Origin of the sequence: Mesorhizobium sp. M0800 (assembly GCF_040320095.1) — a bacterium.
GTDB lineage: Bacteria > Pseudomonadota > Alphaproteobacteria > Rhizobiales > Rhizobiaceae > Mesorhizobium.
In genome coordinates this window covers 1-512 of record NZ_JAMYOZ010000092.1, presented here as the reverse complement: position 1 = coordinate 512, position 512 = coordinate 1, and the positions used below count along the sequence as shown (strand labels likewise).

The window sequence follows — 512 nt, the reverse complement described above, 5'->3', positions numbered from 1 at the left end:
AGATGGCCGCGCAAGGCGTTGATCGTCTGGGTGCGCTGCCGCACCAGCAGATCACGAGCCCGGAATACGGCCGCACTCGCCTGCTCCTCCTCACTCTTCACGGTGACAAAGCGCATGGTCGGCCGCTGCGCGGCCTCGCAGATCGCCTCGGCATCGGCGGCGTCGTTCTTCTGCCGCTTCACGAAAGGCTTCACATAGGATGGCGGGATCAGACGAACGGTGTGCCCGAGCTTGCCGATCTCGCGCGCCCAGTGATGCGCCCCAGAACAGGCCTCCATGGCGACCAAGCAGGCCGGCTGCCCAGCGAGAAACGCAAGCACCTTGTCGCGTCGCAGTTGCTTGCGGAAAACAATGGCGCCCGCCGCATCGGCTCCATGCGCCTGAAACACATTCTTCGCTAGGTCCAATCCGATCGTGTTAACTTCCATTGTGGACGCTCCCTCTCTTACGGTGGCTGTCAAACACCACCATTCTGGCACATCGATGCCGTCGAGGGGGCGTCCACCCCATCA

Annotated in this window: 1 protein-coding gene; it reads right to left on the bottom strand. The window is 62.9% G+C overall.

Annotation, left to right across the window (positions count from 1 at the left end; genetic code table 11):
• A partial coding sequence (locus NKI18_RS33365; protein WP_353022103.1) for an IS110 family RNA-guided transposase occupies positions 1 to 428 on the bottom strand: 428 nt, incomplete at its 3' end.
• Positions 429 to 512 lie beyond the last annotated feature (84 nt).